13 protein-coding genes are annotated in these 15,888 nt (G+C 63.2%); 5 read left to right on the top strand and 8 right to left on the bottom strand.

Annotated elements, in window-relative coordinates; genetic code table 11:
* Positions 1-121: 121 nt before the first annotated feature.
* The 4 genes from ACWW36_RS17735 to ACWW36_RS17720 all read left to right on the top strand — a co-directional run bounded on the left by ACWW36_RS17735 (position 122) and on the right by ACWW36_RS17720 (position 4,370).
* Entirely contained in the window at positions 122-1,336 is a 1,215-nt protein-coding gene (locus tag ACWW36_RS17735; protein ID WP_456137301.1) for a CaiB/BaiF CoA transferase family protein, read from the top strand.
* A gap of 232 nt (positions 1,337-1,568) precedes the next feature.
* A complete protein-coding gene (locus ACWW36_RS17730) occupies positions 1,569-1,982 on the top strand; it encodes a Zn-ribbon domain-containing OB-fold protein (protein ID WP_456137300.1) in 414 nt (137 codons plus the stop codon).
* Between the two features lie 13 nt (positions 1,983-1,995).
* A complete protein-coding gene (locus ACWW36_RS17725; protein WP_456137299.1) occupies positions 1,996-3,141 on the top strand; it encodes a thiolase family protein in 1,146 nt (381 codons plus the stop codon).
* A gap of 44 nt (positions 3,142-3,185) precedes the next feature.
* Entirely contained in the window at positions 3,186-4,370 is a 1,185-nt protein-coding gene (locus ACWW36_RS17720; protein ID WP_456142531.1) for an amidohydrolase family protein, read from the top strand.
* Between the two features lie 20 nt (positions 4,371-4,390).
* Here the strand turns inward: ACWW36_RS17720 and ACWW36_RS17715 are convergent, their stop codons facing one another.
* The 4 genes from ACWW36_RS17715 to ACWW36_RS17700 form a co-directional block, all read right to left on the bottom strand.
* Positions 4,391-6,397 (bottom strand): Ig-like domain-containing protein, encoded by a 2,007-nt coding sequence (locus ACWW36_RS17715; protein ID WP_456137298.1) that lies wholly within the window; start codon positions 6,395-6,397, stop codon positions 4,391-4,393.
* 784 nt (positions 6,398-7,181) lie between these two features.
* Positions 7,182-7,409 carry a hypothetical protein gene (locus ACWW36_RS17710; RefSeq protein WP_456137297.1) on the bottom strand — a complete coding sequence of 76 codons (228 nt, stop codon included), beginning with the start codon at positions 7,407-7,409 and terminating at the stop codon, positions 7,182-7,184.
* Positions 7,410-8,006: 597 nt separating this feature from the next.
* Positions 8,007-8,729 carry a response regulator transcription factor gene (locus tag ACWW36_RS17705; protein WP_456137296.1) on the bottom strand — a complete coding sequence of 241 codons (723 nt, stop codon included), beginning with the start codon at positions 8,727-8,729 and terminating at the stop codon, positions 8,007-8,009.
* Positions 8,730-9,015: 286 nt separating this feature from the next.
* Complete coding sequence (locus ACWW36_RS17700) at positions 9,016-9,621, bottom strand: TetR/AcrR family transcriptional regulator (protein ID WP_456137295.1); 606 nt, start codon at positions 9,619-9,621, stop codon at positions 9,016-9,018.
* 83 nt (positions 9,622-9,704) lie between these two features.
* Here ACWW36_RS17700 and ACWW36_RS17695 point away from each other — a divergent pair, with 83 nt between their 5' ends.
* Positions 9,705-11,126 (top strand): ABC1 kinase family protein, encoded by a 1,422-nt coding sequence (locus tag ACWW36_RS17695; RefSeq protein ID WP_456137294.1) that lies wholly within the window; start codon positions 9,705-9,707, stop codon positions 11,124-11,126.
* Positions 11,127-11,183: 57 nt separating this feature from the next.
* On the opposite strand, the gene ACWW36_RS17690 is transcribed toward ACWW36_RS17695, so the two are convergent.
* From ACWW36_RS17690 to ACWW36_RS17675, 4 genes are read right to left on the bottom strand one after another with little or no spacing between them, the layout of a single operon-like run.
* A complete protein-coding gene (locus ACWW36_RS17690; protein ID WP_456137293.1) occupies positions 11,184-12,377 on the bottom strand; it encodes an acyl-CoA dehydrogenase family protein in 1,194 nt (397 codons plus the stop codon).
* A gap of 3 nt (positions 12,378-12,380) precedes the next feature.
* The gene (locus ACWW36_RS17685; RefSeq protein WP_456137292.1) at positions 12,381-13,427 is read right to left on the bottom strand and encodes an acyl-CoA dehydrogenase family protein; all 1,047 of its coding nucleotides are present in this window, start codon (positions 13,425-13,427) and stop codon (positions 12,381-12,383) included.
* On the bottom strand, positions 13,427-14,263 hold the full coding sequence (locus ACWW36_RS17680) for an amidohydrolase family protein (protein ID WP_456137291.1): 837 nt from the start codon (positions 14,261-14,263) through the stop codon (positions 13,427-13,429). The genes ACWW36_RS17685 and ACWW36_RS17680 overlap by 1 nt, the downstream gene beginning before the upstream one ends.
* Positions 14,260-15,882 (bottom strand): acyl-CoA synthetase, encoded by a 1,623-nt coding sequence (locus tag ACWW36_RS17675; protein ID WP_456137290.1) that lies wholly within the window; start codon positions 15,880-15,882, stop codon positions 14,260-14,262. Before ACWW36_RS17675 ends, ACWW36_RS17680 begins: the two co-directional genes overlap by 4 nt.
* Between the last annotated feature and the right edge of the window lie 6 nt (positions 15,883-15,888).

Raw genomic sequence — 15,888 nt, 5'->3', positions numbered from 1 at the left:
ACTCGATTCACGGTGGAGCTCACCTTGCTACCTCGTAGAATCGGACACTGCGGGACGATCAACTGTAAACATTACAGTAGGATATTTCAACAGGCGGGAGAGGTCTCAGTTGGTCAAGGTGATGGAGGGCGTACGCGTCCTCGAGGTTGCGCAATTCACGTTCGTTCCTGCGGCCGGGGCGATCCTCGCCGACTGGGGCGCGGACGTCATCAAGGTGGAGCACCCGGTGCGCGGGGACACGCAGCGCGGCTTCGTCAACATGGGCGGATTTCAGCTCAATCCCGACCGGCACCCGCTGATCGAGCACCCCAACCGCGGCAAGCGCAGTGTCGGCATTGACGTGTCGACACCGGGCGGGCAGGAAGTTCTCTACGAGATCGCCAAGACCGCCGACGTCTTCCTGACCAACTACATGCCCGCGCAGCGCCAGAAGAACAAGTTCGACATCGAACACATCCGCGCAGTGAACCCGAACATCATCTATGCCCGCGGGAGCGCCTACGGGGACAAGGGTCCCGAACGAGATACCGGCGGTTTCGACGGCACCGCATTCTGGACGCGCAGCGGCGTCGGCCACGCGTTGACGCCCGAGGAGCTGGGCGGCGCACTGTCGCAAGGCATTCCGGCGTTCGGAGACTCGATCGGCGGCATGAACATCGCCGGCGGCATCTCGGCGGCCCTGTTTCATCGCCAGCGAACCGGCGAGGCCGTCGAGCTCGACGTCTCACTGTTGAGCACAGCGTGGTGGGCCGGGGGTGCGAGCGTCACCCAGGGCATGGAGACGGGCGAGACGATGCGGACGTCGATGCCGGACGCGACGGGTCCGAGTGTGAACCCGTTCATGGCCAACTACCTAACGTCGGACGGCGGCACGATCAACCTGTGCATCGTCAGCCCGACCGGCTATATCCGCGATGCGTTCGAGCATCTGGGTCTTCCGGAGTTGGCTGACGACCCACGGTTCTCCGATGTGCTTCCCCTCATCGAGAATGCCGCGGCGGCAGCCGAACTCATTCGAGAGTCGATCCGCAGCAAGCCCTTCGAGTACTGGCGCGAGCACCTCAAGACGATGAAAGGCCAATGGGCGCCGTTCCAGAGCTTCATCGACCTCACCACCGACGACCAGGCCATCGCCAACGACATGATCGTCGAGGTCGAGGCGGGCGATGGCGGAAAGCCGTTCAAGGTTGTCCGCGGACCCGTTCAGTTCAACCACGAGCCACTCGAGACCACGCGCGCCCCGCAGGCGTCCGAGCACACCGAGCTCGTGCTGATGGAGGTCGGCCTCGACTGGGACCGCATCGAGGCGCTGAAGGAGTCCGGCGCCATCGCCTGACCCCCTGGCGCGAGCGGTTGACTGCTAAACGCGTGCGACTTCCACGGGTATGCCCGTCAGCCATCACATGCCGGCCAGCGCCTCCACATCTGCGGGGTCGCGAGCATGCCGCACAGGGGCTCACAGATCCGGCAGAAGGTCGGCTTGTGCTCGATACCCGGCGCCACGCTGACCAAGATACTGTAAGAGTTACAGTTGGTGTACCATTCTGGCCGATTACGGAGGATCGCGCATGCAGAAGGCGCTCGCGCCCGACATTTCGACATGGCCCGATGACAACCCTCAGCTCATCGGGAGCACGTGCGGTGCGTGTGGTGCGACGGCGTTTCCCGTCCAGCAGCGCTGTCCGAGGTGCAGCGTCGGCGAGATGTCGGAGGTGCTGCTGCCGCGGCGCGGCACCCTCGTCGCGTGGACGACGCAGGGTTTCCCGCCAGGACCTCCATACAAGGGCCCCACGGGAAAGGACTTCGTTCCGTTCGGCGTCGGCCTTGTGCAGCTTGGTGACGTCATTCGTGTCGAGGGCCGACTCACCGAGAACGATCCGGCGAAGCTGCAGTTCGGTATGGACGTAGAGCTGACCATGGTGCCGTTAACCACCGACGACGACGGCGACGAGATCGTCACGTTCGCGTTCAAACCGGTCTAGAGAGGATCCGCCAATGAATGACGTGGCCATCATCGGCGTCGGGATACACCCGTTCGGACGGTTCGAGGGCAAGTCCGCGATGGAGATGGGCGTGGACGCGATTTTCGCGGCAGTCGCCGACGCCGGCGTGCAGTGGAAGGACATCCAGTTCGCGACCGGAGGCAGCTGGACGGTGGCCAACCCCGATGCAATCGTCGGCATGGTCGGGTTGACCGGCATCCCGTTCACCAACGTGTTCAACGCCTGCGCGACGGCGGCCAGTGCGGCCAAGGCGTGCGCCGACGGAATCCGGCTGGGCGACTACGACATCGGTATCGCTGTCGGGCTGGACAAGCATCCCCGCGGCGCCTTCACCGAGGACCCGGCCCTGGTCGGCATGCCGTCGTGGTACGCGGAGAACGGCCAATACCTGACCACCCAATTCTTCGGAATGAAGGCCAATCGTTATCTGCACGACCACGGCATCTCACAAGAGACGCTGGCCAAGGTCGCGGCCAAGAACTTCCGCAACGGCGCACTGAACCCGAATGCGTTCCGGCGCAAGCCTATCCCCGAGGATCAGATCCTCAACTCGACGATGCTGAACTATCCGCTGACGCAGTACATGTTCTGCGCTCCCGACGAGGGTGCGGCCGCGGTCGTCATGTGCCGCGCCGACATCGCCCACCGCTACACCTCCAAGCCGGTGTACCTGCGTGCCGTCGAGGTGCGGACCCGCCGCTATGGCGCCTACGAGGTGAACACGACGTTCGCGCCTGTAGACGAGGACGTGGCACCGACGGTGTATGCCGCGAAGTCGGCGTTCGAAAAGGCCGGTGTGGCACCGGAGGACGTCGACGTCATCCAGCTGCAGGACACCGACGCCGGCGCGGAGATCATCCACATGGCCGAGTGCGGCTTCTGTGCCGACGGCGAACAGGAGAAGCTGCTCGCAGACGGCGCGACCGAGATCACCGGTTCCCTACCGATCAACACCGACGGCGGGTTGATCGCCAATGGCGAGCCGATCGGCGCCTCCGGTCTGCGCCAAGTCCACGAACTGGTGAAGCAACTGAGAGGCGAAGCCGGCGACAGGCAGGTGCCCGGTGAGCCACGCGTCGGGTTCGCACAGCTCTACGGCGCCCCAGGCACCGCGGCCGCGACCGTGGTGACGCTGTGACGGACCAATTCACCGGCGCGCCGATTTTCGACGCCGATCAGCACATGTATGAGACGCCTGACTCGCTGACAAAGTACCTGCCCGAGAAATACTCGCGCGCAGTGCAGTTCGCACAAATCGGCCGGCAGACGCGCATCGTGATCAACAACAGGGTCAACGATTTCATCCCCAACCCGACGTTCGAGCGCGTCGCCGCACCGGGTGCGCACGAAAAGTTCTTCGCCGGGGAGAACACCGAAGGTCTCTCCCTGCGTGAAATGCAGGGCCCAGCCATCGAAGCGCCTGCCGCAACGCGCAATCCCGTCGACCGGGTCAAAGAACTCGACCGCCAGGGCGTCGTCGAGGCACTGAACTACCCGACACTGGCCAGTCTCATCGAGCACGCCACCGCCGACGACCCCGAGCTGACACTGGCGATCATCCATGCCCTCAACCAATGGATGTTCGAGCACTGGACCTACAACTACCAAGACCGCGTGTTCTCCACGCCGATCATCAACCTCTCCGAGGTCGAGGGTGCACAGCGAGAACTCGAATACCTCTTGGACAATGGCGTCAGGGCTGCGCTGATCAAACCGGGGCCCGTCAATGGCATCCACGGTTGGCGATCCCCGGCGCTCCCCGAGTTCGACCCGTTCTGGCGCGATGTCGAGTCCGCCGGCCTGCCGATCGTCCTGCACGCCAGCTACCCGCCGCTCGACGACTACGTCGCCAAGTGGGAGCCGCCGCACACACAGAACTTCATGGCCCAAAGCGCATTTCGGTGGATGGTGCTGGGTCACCGCGAGATTGCCGACATGATTACGAGCCTGATCTGCCACGGCACACTCACCCGCTTCCCCAAGCTGCGTATCGCCAGCGTCGAGAACGGCAGCTCGTGGATCTTCCCGTTGTTCAACGATTTCGACGACCTGTACAAGAAGATGCCGCAGAACTTCCCCGAACACCCCCACGACGTGTTCCGGCGCAACATCTGGGTCAGCCCGTTCTGGGAAGGCTGCGTATCCGACGTCGTGAACACCGTCGGCTGGGATCGCGTGCTGTTCGGTTCGGACTACCCGCACCCCGAGGGGTTGGCCGAGCCGAAGGGTTTCTGGAAGTACGCCGAGGGCATGGACGAACGACGCACGTACGACTTCATGGGTGACAACGCCCGCCGCTTCATCGGTTTGCCGATCGCCAACCCGGACCCGGCCGCGGTCAAGCCCCCGGCTCTGGCGACTGCGTAGGCGACGAGAGAGCCGCCTCCTTACGCTGCGACCGAAGGCGCTGTGGGCATGGAGTCCTCCTGCGCCTTCAATGCGGCGGCGGTCAGCTCGAAGTCATCGGCCTGCCAGCCCTTCATGAATGCGTCCAGCGGAACCTTCATGTTCTTGCCCTGCTCCGCGAAGCCGCTGTCGTTGAGGTACACGAAGCGGTTCTTCAAATCCACGGCGATAACTACCACCTGGTGGTCGGCTTGCAGCGTGCCTTCGGTCGGTGGCTCGTTTTCAACGGCGTTCCAGATGGTCGCACCGTGAACCCCCACCATGACCGACTTTCCTTGGGACAGAGCCGCCGTAAGGTTTTTCAGTGCCTTGGCTCCTTCGGTTTTTTCCAACTCTGTGGTGGTGGCCGTGATGCCATGGTTTTCAAGCAGTTTCACAGCATCCTTGATGTCGACCCCGGTTGGACTGGTGGGACCCAAGTACATCTTCTTGCCTTCGTTGACGACGCTGTCGGTGTTCATCGCCTCGGTGATGATCTCGTTTTCGGTCGGCATCTTGCCGGTGAGTTGGCCGATCACCATGGCTGTCGACATCAGCACGCAGTTATTGCCGTGTGATTGCGCTTCCCAGTACTGGGCGTTCTTGACGGGGTCGCCGTACATGCCGGTATCCGACGCTCCTCCCCCGCCCAAGACCATCGTGTAGCCAAGGTCGGTGAGGATGCCGCTTTCGACCGCGCTGACGACCCTGACGCCTAGTCCTTCACCGTCTTTGGCGTTCATCATTTTCTTCGCGTTTTCGGAATTCGGGTCGGTGTTGTTGAAAGTGTTGTCGTCCAGGTGCGCCACCGAACTGGCGGAGGTGTAGGGCTTCGGCGTGTAAAGCGGGACAGGGCCACCGTAGGCAGCGACCGCGTTGGCTCCTGCGAAGTACAGGCCGCCATTGCCTCCGGTCAGGTTGGGGTCGTAGGCGGTGTTCCATTCAAAGGTGCTGCCATTGATGACCTTTGCGCCGGTGGAATCGGTGATGAACTGGTCGTAGAACTTCCAGTTCGTGTCGGTGTTCTTTCCTGGCGCGGAGAAATCGTCCGTGAATCCGAACGTGTGCAGCAGCTCATGCATCGCCGTGGACTCGAAGTCGAACTGGTTGCTTCCCACCGAGCTCCCATAAGCCCAGTTCTTGCCGAAGTTGAACTTGATTGAGCCATCGGCTTGCGAGCCGTTTGCGTCAACGCCGGAAATGATCTTCTTCTGGACGACCGTTTGGAAGAAACCGGGGGTGTCAGTATCGACCGATGGGCTTGAGGCCGACGCCAGTGTCGAAGAACAGAATCCACCGTTGCATACAGACTCCCAATTCGGTGTTCCGTCCGGATTGTTACCGGTATTCCGGTACGGCGCATAGCCGCCGGTAACGGTGTAATCGATCGTGACCGGGGATGTGACGACGAAGTAAGTCGACAGCGCGCCGGCTGCCCATTCCAGGGCAGTTTTGGCCTCCGGGCTCCAGTACTGTGCACCGGTCCCATAGTTGAATTTGAAACGCAGCTGGTCCGTCGCGGGCCCCTGCTGTACCCAGACGTTCGCCTCAGTGCTGGCTTGGCGGCCGGGATCGAGGAGGTTCAGGTGGCTTCCGGTGTCGGTGGCGGCGACAGTGAAGATGTCCGTGCCATGAAAGTCAGACGCCGGGGTGTAGCTGTAACTCCCGTTGGGGCTGATCGTGACGCTGCCGTGCAGCGGGGCTTGGACGACGCGGTATTTGATCGGGTCGCCTTCAGGGTCGACCGCACCGATATCGCCGGTAATGGGCCCGCTCGACTGCCCGGTCGCTTGCACCGGATTCAGCGTCGGGGCCTCGTCGAAAACGGTACGGCGCAGGAATAACCAGGCGCCCTGCAGCAAGTCGGTGATCGGGTTGGCGGGCAACGAGGACAGCCAGGTGCTGATCAAGTCGATGAAGCTGCGGACCACGCCGACTGGCGTGAGCGTGGTCGAGGAAGGGACGGCAAGATCTTCGGCGGGCGTCGCCGTGGCGACCGCGGTGGACACCGCTGAGTCCGGTGGCGGCGTCGATGATGTACGCCATTTCTCGACGTCTGAGGCTGGAACAGCCTGTGCGGTGTCGGTGAGCGAAACGCTCAACTGATCGCTGACTGTTGAAGGAACCGCGAGCGCAGAAGCCGACCCTGAAACCTGCGGTGCTTGGGCGACCGCGACTGTTGATTCGGCACCATGCCCGGATCCCGCAGACGGGACTACCGCCGTCGACGAGCCGCTTCCGCCACTAGGCGGGGAGTCAGTTGAGGTGGTCGCGGTGCCAGGTGTGGCTTGCGACTCCGGCAGTGCTGCGCCCGCCGGCGGGGCCGAGTCGCTGCTGGGCACCGACGCCGAGTTGGCAACGGGGACCACGTCTTCGGTTGTGCGATCCTGAGTTGTCCCCGTATGTGAGGCAGTGTCTGGGGGCGACTTCGTAGCCGCGGTGTCGCCCGCCGGGGCCGATGAGACCGGGGTGTGCTGGGCCGACGTTGACGGCGCGTCTACCGACACGCCCTCGTGCGGGCCGACATTGGGAGCGCTCGAACCGGCGCTGGGATCCGAATGTGTGGCTGCATTCGACGATGAACTCGATGACGACTGGGTCGAATCATCCGGCGAGGCCACGGCGACACCGACGCCGCCGCCGGTGGCGGCCAGCGTTCCGAGCCCAACCGTAAACGCGACGGCCCCGACCATGGACACACGCTTCGCGGAATCCAGTACCGCTGCGCGCTTTCGCTCGGGGCTCTTGCCTGGAAGAGCACCAATAGGCTCGCTCACCGCCGCGCAACCCTTGTCAGTTGCTCAGCCAGACGTACCAGAGGCCATCGTTGTCCTGGCGGCAATCCCAGTGGGTGAAGGCGGCGTCATCGTGTGCGATCTCCACCTGGGGTCCGTCTGTCTGGCAGGCGGCCAGCGTTGCGTATGCGCCCTCAACCTGAACTGCATCGGCATGGGCGACACCCACCGCGAGGGTGGCCAAGCCACTCAATGCCAACGCCGACGCGGCGATGATTCTCTTCATGTTTTCCGCTCCCTTCGTACCAGTGAGCCGACCACGTGCGGGCCGGGCATGGGCGCCTAAGGACTAACCGCAGCCGCCTTCATAGCTAAGTAACAGAGTTCCAGCCGAGTGGGTCACGCATTGCGCTGACATTCATTCGGTTGGAGGACACGCCGCTCCAGCAAAGTCATTTGTTTGACGGACACCGCTAGCGCCGACGCCGATGCGGCGTCCATCGGCTCCGTTGGTGGCGCGCGTGCACCCGACAGCGTTTGGGGACAACGTCCGCTGGCCGACGGCGATACGGACAAGTGAACGTTCGACGGCTACAGCACCGAAACCATCAATGCGCAAGCGCTCGTCGGATCAGGGCCTACGAGCCAATCCGTTTCCGCAGCGGTAACCCTACCCGAGCTGGCGTTGTACGTGATGCGCAAACCGCCGTGGACGAACCTTCAGGCAGTCGTCGGAATATGGTTAGCGGCAGTGCTTTTCGCGTTTGTTCCCCGACGGAACATCATGTGGAGCCGCCCACCGGTTCCTCGTGGTCAGTCAACCGTTTGGCCATGCGGCCGAGTTCGCCGAACCCGTCCGGAATTCAGCAAGCGGACGAGGCCGTCACAGGTCGTCGACGCTGAGGATGCCATCTTGGATCGCCCTCGCAACCAAGGCTGCCTTGGTCGGAGCCGGGCGACCGACAGATGCATACTTCGCCCTTACCCGCTGCAGATGGGTAGCCACCGTGGAGGGTTCGATGAAGAGCTTCTTGGCGACCGCGTTCTTGTTCTCCGTCTGAAACCAGGCGATGAGTACCTGCTGTTCCCGATTGCTGAGCTGAGGCCTGCCCGCCCGTTTGTCGTTCACTAGCGCTTTGGCCATTCTCGGTGCGACATAAGGGGTATCGGTGTGCGCGGCGTAAACGGCCTCGGCCAAGTCGTGTCCGGACTCGTGTTTGGCGACATAGCTGACGGCGCCGGCCTCCAAACTAGCCAAGATGATGTGATCGTCGACCAGATAGGAATAGACGACGACGCGGTAGCCGACCTCGCAGATCCGGTGTAGCGCATCAAAATCGGGCCCACGGCCCTCATAGGAGAGAGCAAACAGCACTACATCCACCGCTGGGTCCTTCACGGGGTGCACCGCCATGAAATCCGCGGGACTGGTGAAATGCCCGACGATTTTCATACGCGGATGGCTGCCGGTGACCCAAGACTCGATGCCGGCGTGGACGACATCTTGACCGTCGACCACGACAACCGCCGTGGTCCCCCCGTCGCTGGTCGTTGGCGGCAATTCGCCGAACCCTTTCTGCGCCGTGCGCCGTAACAGCTGTTCCATTACCGACGGAGGCACCGTTTTGCTGACGCGGAACGCCGGTGGATTGCTCCCCGCCGCGCGCTGCTCATGTTCAAGCACTTTCCTCGATCGGTATTCCCAACAACTTCCCATTGCAAACTTCGTTCACTTGGAAATATTAAGTGTTCACTTTGGTGCCGTCAATGCCATGAGCTTTGCAGGATCGAATCGGAAGACACTGGTCAAGCGCAGGACGATGCCCGGCACCGCCGGTCGGACGTGATGCTTGAGCGGTCTGACCCCATCGCGGCAGGCCAAGCGTTCGGCGCTAGCGGCCCTCGCGTAACGCGTTGATGCGATGGGTGAGCATTGATGTCCACTCGGCGATGTACGCCTCGTCAGAAATATCGGGTTTCGCCGGATGCAGGAAGGTGCGAGTGGCTCGTTTGCCCAACAGCGCGTTGACCCCAACGAAACCGATCGCTGCGGCGTCTTCGGTGCTGACGTCGGGGACCCAGCCTCGCACCCAGTCGGCCAACTCGGCATACAGCCCATCGAATAAGGCGGCGTAGGCGGTGTTGAGCCGCGTCGAGAGCTCCACGGGTGCTCTAGAGGCGATCTGGAGTAGCTCGGTTTCGTCGTCGAGCACGCTGAGTATGTAGCGGCCCAGCATTGTGAGTTCGCTTCGTAGATCGCCGAGGCCGGCGAACAAAGTGCGGATGTCGCGCATGGCACGGCGTCGGTCCAACTGACGGTCGATACCGGCTTCCAAGAGTTCTTCCTTGGATTTGAAGTGATGGTAGAGAGCACCCGACCCAGGTGCGAGCCCGGCGGCGGCCTCGATTTGCGCGACGCTGGTGCCGCGGTACCCCTGCTCACCGAACAGCCGCATAGCCTCGGTAATCAGCCGTTCGCGCGTCGGCGCTTGCAACATTGACCACTCCTAAGTAGCCACTTATCATCGGTCAGGCCAGACTTTAGCCGCAGTGTGGAGCGAGCGCGACCAGGAGATCCGCGATGGCAGCCCCGGACGATGCGGTTCCGCAGGGGCGGTTCCGGCGTACGCTGCCGTTGGCCGGCCTGACCGCGGGGGCTGCGGCGGGCCGGGTGGTGGCCGGCCTGCAGGAGAAGGCCGGTGACGCCGACGCCGTCGCACGCTTTCACCGCCACACCGCCGAGCGTTACGCGGACCTGCTTGGCCACTCCAAGGGTGTCCTGATGAAGGCCGGGCAGCTCCTTTCGATGGTCGACACCGGCTGCATTGGCAACGGCCAGTTGTCGCCCTATCAGAAGGCATTGACGCGGCTGCACACTGACACCCCACCCATGGATCCATCCGTGGCCCGTCAAGTCCTGCAGGCCGATTTGGGTCGACCCGTTGGTGAGGTGTTCGCCGAGTTCAGCGATGAACCGATGGCCGCGGCATCCATCGGTCAAGTCCATCGCGCGGTGTTGCGCGACGGGCGCCCGGTAGCGGTCAAAATCCAGTACCCAGGTGCGGCCGAGGCCATCGACGCTGACTTGGCCAATACGGAATTGCTTGCGACATTCCTCCGATTGGCCGCCGCCTCGATGGGAATGTCGATTCCCTCCAACCTGTTGGAGGCGACACGCGAGATCGGCAAACGTATCCGCGAGGAGCTCGATTACCGGCACGAGGCGGCCAATATCAGCGCTTTTCGCCGGCTCTACCGCGACCACCCGTTCATCCATGTGCCACAGGTCATTTCGGCGGCGTCCGGCGATCGAGTGCTGACGATGACATATCTGAACGGAATCGATTGGTCGGAAGCTCAAGGGGTCGACCAACATCTGAAGAATCTGTGGGCAGAGACGATTGCGGTCTTCCTCTTCGGTTCATATCGGCACGCGAACTTGCTGCATGCCGACCCCCATTTCGGCAACTACCGTTTCGGCTTGGACGGCAGCGTTGGAGTCGTCGACTTCGGCTGCGTGAAAGTACTTCCCGAGTTGCAACGCCGCAGATTCGTGTTGCTCTCTCGCGCGGTCATCGACAGACGTAAACAGGATGTACACCGTCTGATGACGGAGATGGGCTTGCTGACAAACGATTGCACCCTCAGCGTGGAGGAGGCATACGACTGGTGGGAGGACTTGCTCCACGAGACGCTGGCGGACCAGCCGGTCACCTTCACCCGCGACACCACCCGCCGGGCTATCCGTACCCTGCTGGATGTGCGCTCGCCCCAGCATGCTGTGCACCGCATATTGCTACCCGACGATTTCGTCTTCATGCCCCGAATCACGTTGAGCATTCTTGCCGTTTGCACCGAGCTTGGCGCCACACTGCACGCCCGTTCGATCACGGACGCGACCGACGGGACCGCTGAGCCGGTCACACCGCTGGGCAAGGAGCACGACGCATGGGTACGCCAACGCGGCCTGCCCTATGGGCTGGACATCCACGAGCACGTCTGAGCGCACAGCTGGCGACGGCTTGACGCGGCGTGTCGCCCGCAGACACGCACGCTCGCGCTAGGAGGCTTTCGCCGCCGGCGGTGCATACGCCGGCTTTCCGAGCCCCAACACGTATTGCGCGATCATGTTGCGGAAGACTTCCAGCGTGCCGCCGTAAATGCCGACGAGCGGCGCGAATCGGTACACGTATTCCGACGCACCGTCGTCGGCGGCGCCATCGGTACCGATCGGCAGCGCGGACGAAGTGCCCAGGATGTCCATCAGATCCGGCGAGATGTCGCGCATCGTCTGTGCGAGCGCCACGCGACCGAATATGCTCGGCGCGCTCAACGACGCCTCCATGCGAGCTGCGCTGCGGCCCAAGCGATATGCGACAGAACCGTCGTCGATCAGGCGACGCCCGTTGGGATCCCGCTGCATCACTTTGGCGGCGACCTTGTCAACGGCGGTCGCCATGAACCCCGCCTGGTGCATCATGATCGACATATCCTGTAGCCCGTCGACCGCGGCCTCGACCGCCCCATGTTCGACGTTGAGCGGCTCCCGCAGCACGGTCCAGCCGTTGTTCACGTCGCCGAGGCGGTACTTGTCGTCGACGCGGACGTCGCTGTAGTAGACGATGTTCGTGCGGTCGCCGTCGACCGTACGGACGCCCTGGATTTCGATGCCCGGCGAGTCCAGCGGGACCAGAAACATGGTCAGGCTCTTGTGCTTTGGCGCGTCCGGATCAGTGTTGGTGAGCAGGAAGACGTACTGGCAGTTGTGTGCGCCGGTGGTGAACATCTTCGAGCCGTTGATCACCCACGCGTCTCCGTCGCGCACCGCGCGGGTCTTGCACGTCGCGATGTCCGAGCCGCCTTCAGGTTCGGTATAGCCCAGACACAGCCGGACATGACCGCTGAATACCCGTGGTAGCACCTCGTCTTGCAATTCAGCCGAGCCGAATCGCGCGACCGACCGCGCCACCATCGATGTCGTACCCCACGTGACCCATGGCACGTGAGCCCGTCGCTTCTCCAGCTCCCAGATGCGCCGCCTTACCCGGCTGAAACCGCCGTCGGCCGCTGGCTTCCACTCCTTTTCGAGGTAACCGGCTGCGCCCAGCGCCAAGTGCACACCCTCGTCGAAGTTGTCGCCGGTCTCCCGGTCACGCCGGAGGACGTCCTCTGTCACCACTTCGCGAAGGAAGCGGCGTGCCTCCTCGAGGAATGCTTGGTCGTCGTCGGCAAGCTCGACTCGTGAGAAGTCCATTGGCTAGTTCCGTCCTTCGCTTTCGCGGGCCGCGACGATCTCCGCGATGTACTTGGCGCTAGCGCCGGGGTCACCGCCGGCCAACGCCCACCCGCGGGCGCGCACCAGGTACGCGGAGGCGGCCGCCTCCGAGGAGACACCCAAACCGCCCTGAACATGCACACACATCGTGGCGGCCTTCGAGGCCTCTTCGGCCATGAATACGAATGCCGAGGGCGCCAGCTCCCGGCGCTCATCGGGTTCGTTGTCGAGGAACCATGCCGCGCGTCGAGCGAGATTGCGGCCGCCCTGCACGGTGATCGCGATATTGGCCAGCGGATGCGAGATGCCCTGCAGCGTCGAGATCGGCACGCCCAACGTGTAACGGGACTTGGCGAATTCGGCGGCGATGGTCATCGTTTCCTCGACAAGGCCTACGAGTGCCGACGCCATGAGGACACGCCATTCATCCAGCGCGCGTTGATATTCCGCGAGCGCCGCAGTACCGCTTGCCAGTACCGTGCGGCTGTCGGCCGACGCAGGGTCGACCCAGGCCATCGGCAGCTTGCCGATGTTGTCGACCTTGGCCGGACGCGTCGCAAACGCCAGACGCACAACGTCCTCGCCGTCGCGCACCACGATCTGGTCGGCAATCGAGCCCGTCGGGATCAGACGGCTGCCGGACAGGTTGTCGTGCTGCGCGTCGAACCCCGCCAGCTGCCTACCGTTCACCACATCGGCGTCGAGCGCATCCAACCGGGCCAGCAGACGCGCTGTGCACACGTGGTCGATCCACGGAACCGGTGCGAGAGAGCGGCCGATCTCCTCGGCGACCAGTGTCAGGTCGACAAGCGTCGCCCCGTCCCCGCCAACCGATTCGGGCAGCGCCATCGTCGTCGCCCCCATGGCGCACAGCCGCTCCCACAGACTCTTGTCGAAGCCCGACGGCTCCGCGGCCCGAACGGTCTCGATCGAACAGTGGGTTTGGAAGAAGTCTTTGTAGGCAGTCTGCAGAGCCTCATGGTCGTCGGTGAGGCTGTAGTCGAGTCTGCGGAGTTCGTAACGATCCATCAGTGCTCCTTTGTCCCCCCGAAGAAGAATTCGTGTGCATTGTTGTAGAGGTAGTTGTCGAGTACGTCGGCGGGCAGATCCAACGCAAGTGCCTCGGGTACGACACGACGCATCTTGAGCACCGGCCAATCCGACGCGTAGATCACCTTGTCGGATCCGCGAGTGCGCATGTAATGCAGAAGGCTTTCGGGTAGCCGCTTGGGCGACCAGGCCGACGTCATCAGATGCAGGTTCTGGTATTTGATCATCAGCCGGATGGCGACGTCCCACCACGGATCGGCGCCGTGGATCATGCAGAGCTTCAGCTCGGGGAACCGCACACAGACGCGGTCGAGGTGAATGGGATTCTGGACCTCACCGGGGATCGGCGGCCCGGGAATGCCGGTGTTGATGCACAGCGGCAACTCGAGCTCGGCGCACTTGGTGTACAGCGGGTAGTAGACCGCGTCGCTGGGCGGATATTGACCGTCCCCCCAAAAGCTGGGACCGACAACGGCATACGCCACCGGCAGGTCGCTGACGACCGCAGAGAGTTCGCGCAGCGACGGCATCGGCCGCAGCAGGTTCACACCACCCATCGCGAGTGCGAACCGATCTGGCTTTGCTTCGACGAATTTGCGTGCGGTCACCGACGGCTTGGTGACGTTGTCCATCAGGATGGCCTTGGCGACGCCCTGCTCGTCCATCTCGTCGAGCAGCTCCGCGATGTCCACCGGCGCAAACATCGACTCCGGGCCCTTGAAGTAGTCGTCACGCACCTTCAGCATCCACGTGGGCTGCTTCTCGGTCTCGCCGAAATGCACGTTGACCAAGCCGTCAATCGCTCTATGCGTCATACCTGTCGCACCGTAGCCTTCTGTGTCGCAACGGCTTTCGCCCACCGATAGTCCGGCTTACCGTTCCCCAACCTGCGGACTTCGTCGACGACGATGAACTCCTTGGGCGCCTTGAATCGTGCCAATCGCGACGTGCAATGCGCATGGAGCGCCTCGTGGCCGGCGTCGGCATCGTCGCGCACCGCGACCAGGGCGACGACTTCCTGGCCCCAACGTTCGCTTGGCCGCCCGACCACCAACGCGTCGACGACCGCCGGGTGCACACGCAGAACTTCTTCGACTTCCTCGACGAAAACCTTTTCGCCGCCGGTGTTGACGACAAGAGAATCGCGACCGAACAACCGCATCGTGCCGTCGGACGCCAGCGACCCCCGGTCCCCGGAAATCACCACACGTTGTCCCTCGACGATGGGGAAGGTCTTGCCGGTGGCTACCGGATCGTCAAAGTAGCCAAGCGGAATGCGGCCTGCGCGGGCGACATAGCCGATCTCCGGCTCGCCGGGTTGCAGGAAGCGGCTGTAATCCTCGGAGACCACCAACGCGCCTTCGCGCAGCGCGAAGGTGTCCTTCTGATCCCCGCGCTGACTTCGACCGAAGCCCACGTTCCCGGTTTCTGACGACCCGTATCCATTGATCAACGTGATCTGGGGCAGCAATTCGAGCAGTGCACTTTGGTGTTTGGGGTTCGTCGCCGCTCCCCCGGTGCCGATCGCGAACAACGATGTCAGGTCGTAGGAGCCGCGCCGCAACTCGTCGACGAGCGGTGCGGCATAGGCGTCGCCCACCATCGTCATCATGCCCACCTTGTGATGCTGCGCGGTCTCCAACACGGCGGGTGGGTCGAACTTGGTGCTGTCGTAGAGGACGACCGTCAGCCCGTTGAGAATGGCCGCAAAGGCGGTCCACATGCCCGCCGCGTGCATCAGCGGCGAGACGGCAAACCACGGCTGCCCGCCGTGGCGCACCGTCTCGCGTATCGCGTCGGCAGATTCGTGGTCGGTGCCGTTCATCGACACGACGTAGGTGTCGCTCTGGCGCCACATGACGCCCTTTGGCCGTCCGGTCGTTCCGCCGGTACAGACCATCATCACATCGTCGGGAGACGGCTCGATGTCTTGGTCCGTATCCCCTTGCGCCAGAGCATCTTCCAACTTCACCGCTGTCGGCAGTTCCTCAGCGTCGCTGCCGTCGTCGACCGAGATCAACAGTTCGGCCGTTCCGGAGGACAACACATCGGCGAACTTCGTGCCGAAGGACCGGTGGTAGATGATGGCCCGCGGCTTGAGGTAGTCGAGCAGTTCGGCGACTTCGCGGGGCGTGTAGTTGTAGTTCACGTTCGCGGGAACGGTTCGCGCCTTCAGGCAGCCGATCACCATGTCGGGATACAGATCGTTGTGCATGATGAGCGCCACGCGATCTTGCCCGCATTCCCAGTTCTCCAGCTGGGCGCGTTCGCGATGTGCGCCGAACCCCTGGCCGGCAAGGAAGTTGGCCAATCGCCGGGTGCGGTCCGCGGACTCCGCGAAGGTGCTCCGGCGCTCGCCGCAGACCGTCATCGGCCGGTCTGGAACGGCCTCGGCAATCGCGTCCAGAACGGCGCCGATCGTCCATTCGCTCACGGGTTT

The organism is Mycobacterium sp. MMS18-G62 (genome assembly GCF_053877835.1).
This window is presented reverse-complemented; position numbering and strand designations above follow the sequence as displayed.